The following is a 2,104-nucleotide window of genomic DNA, read 5'->3' as shown; positions in this document are numbered from 1 at the left end:
GTTAAAGCCGATGATAAAATCCCCAATATAGCCGGAATAAAATTCCCCACTTATAATAGAACCATAGTGTCAACGAGAGGAGCTATGGTTCATGATTACGAGAGGGGAATTTTTCATGATCAAAGAGATGTATGAAAGGGGAAGGAGTATTTCCGATATTGCGAGGGAATTGGGGATCGATCGGAAAACCGTCCGAAAATATATTCACTCCCCCAATCCCCCTTCCAAATTCAAGCGAAAACCAAGAAAAAGCAAGTTGGATCCATTTAAACCATATCTTCAAAAACGGATGTTAGAGGATGGGGTGTTTAATAGCGAAAAGTTGTTTTTCGAAATTCGACAACAGGGCTACACGGGAGGAAAGACGATTTTAAAGGACTATATGCAGCCTTTCCGAGAGACGGCGAAAAAGAAATACACGGTTCGCTATGAAACGCTTCCTGGCGAACAAATGCAAGTCGATTGGAAAGAAGTTGGGGAGGTTGTGATCGAAGGGAAAAAAGTCAAGTTATCGCTATTTGTGGCCACGTTAGGCTATTCGCGGATGAAATACGCGGTATTTACGACCAGCCAGGACCAGGAGCACTTAATGGAATGCCTGATTCAGAGCTTCAAGTACTTTGGTGGGGTTCCGAAGAAGGTGTTATTTGACAATATGAAGACCGTTGCCGACGGCCGGGAACAAGGAGTGGTGAAATGGAATCAGCGATTTTCTGAATTTGCGAGTTACTATGGATTTATTCCAAAAGTATGCCGGCCCTACCGGGCCCAGACAAAGGGAAAAGTCGAACGAGCCATTCAGTATATTATGGATCACTTCTATGTAGGAACATCGTTTGAAAGCATCGAAGAATTAAATTTCCTTTTGCATCGCTGGCTCGATCAAGTGGCGAATCGGAAGCCAAACGCCACTACCGGCATTCCTCCGCAAGAGCGTTGGGCAGAGGAACAGTTGAAACCTCTCCCGCAGAAAGATTACGATACGAGCTATCTTTCCTATCGGAAAGTGCATTGGGATGGCAGTTTCTCCTACAAAGGGGAACAATGGCTCTTATCGGCGGAGTATGCGGGCAAAGAAATTCTGGTAAAGGAGCGATTGAATGGGGATATTCGGTTGTACTATCGAGGGGAGGAGATTTCTTACTTGAACCAACAGAAAAAAGTAATTGCATTCGCCAAAAAAATAAAAAAGAAACAGACGGAAATGGCCGCCGCCATTTCGCCTGTTTCGGTGGAAGTGGATACTCGTCCATTGTCCGTTTATGACGCATTCCTGCGAGGGGAAAGCTCATGAAAGAACGAATACACGAGTATTGCCACCGACTCCATTTGCCTGTCATGGCGGAACGATGGTCCGCCATGGCAGAATACGCAGCTGCTCATAATATACCATATTCGGAGTTTTTATTCCGCTTATTAGAGGCAGAAATCGTCGAAAAACAGGAACGATCGATCCAAACGCTCATCAAGCTGTCCAAACTGCCATATCGCAAGACGATCGATACGTTTGATTTTGCCGCACAGCCTTCAGTGGATGAGCGTCGGATTCGAGAGCTGCTTACGTTGTCTTTTATTGACCAAAAAGAGAATATCCTTTTTCTCGGTCCACCGGGGATTGGAAAGACGCACCTGGCGATTTCGATTGGAATGGAGGCGATCGTAAGAGGATATAAAACGTATTTTATTACCGCCCATGATTTGGTCACTCAGTTAAGAAGAGCCGACCAGGAAGGAAAGCTGGAAAAAAAGCTTCGTATGTTTGTGAAGCCAACTGTTCTCATTATTGATGAAATGGGGTACTTAAAACTGGACCCGAACAGCGCTCATTACTTATTTCAGGTCATCGCCCGTCGGTACGAACATGCCCCGATTATCCTCACTTCCAACAAAAGCTTTGGGGAATGGGGAGAAATCGTGGGAGATTCGGTTCTTGCGACAGCGATGTTAGATCGATTACTGCATCATTCTATTATTTTCAACCTAAAGGGGGAAAGCTATCGATTACGGGAAAAAAGGCTCCAACAAGAAAAACAGAAGGATCCATGAGGTCCTTCTGGGGAATTTTAAACCGGCGATTTTGGGGAAAAAATAATCGGCCTTGACA

General features: G+C 44.9%; 2 protein-coding genes. Both read left to right on the top strand.

Features of this window, described 5'->3' with window-relative positions; all coding sequences use genetic code 11:
* Window positions 1-91 precede the first annotated feature (91 nt).
* The gene (istA, locus tag GJ1_RS17320) at window positions 92-1,294 is read left to right on the top strand and encodes an IS21 family transposase (RefSeq protein WP_066235123.1); all 1,203 of its coding nucleotides are present in this window, start codon (window positions 92-94) and stop codon (window positions 1,292-1,294) included.
* Complete coding sequence (istB, locus tag GJ1_RS17315) at window positions 1,291-2,046, top strand: IS21-like element IS5376 family helper ATPase IstB (protein WP_066235113.1); 756 nt, start codon at window positions 1,291-1,293, stop codon at window positions 2,044-2,046. Before istA ends, istB begins: the two co-directional genes overlap by 4 nt.
* Window positions 2,047-2,104: the final 58 nt, after the last annotated feature.

The sequence above is a fragment of the Geobacillus jurassicus NBRC 107829 genome (genome assembly GCF_001544315.1).
Classification (GTDB): Bacteria; Bacillota; Bacilli; order Bacillales; family Anoxybacillaceae; genus Geobacillus; species Geobacillus jurassicus.
The sequence above is the reverse complement of the archived record's forward strand: the minus strand, read 5'-3'. Positions and strand labels throughout refer to the sequence as shown.

Excerpts from the sequence above, each read along its gene's own strand:
- istA (WP_066235123.1), top strand. The coding sequence starts at position 92 with ATGATTACGAGAGGGGAATTTTTCATGATCAAAGAGATGTATGAAAGG.
- istB (WP_066235113.1), top strand. The coding sequence starts at position 1,291 with ATGAAAGAACGAATACACGAGTATTGCCACCGACTCCATTTGCCTGTC.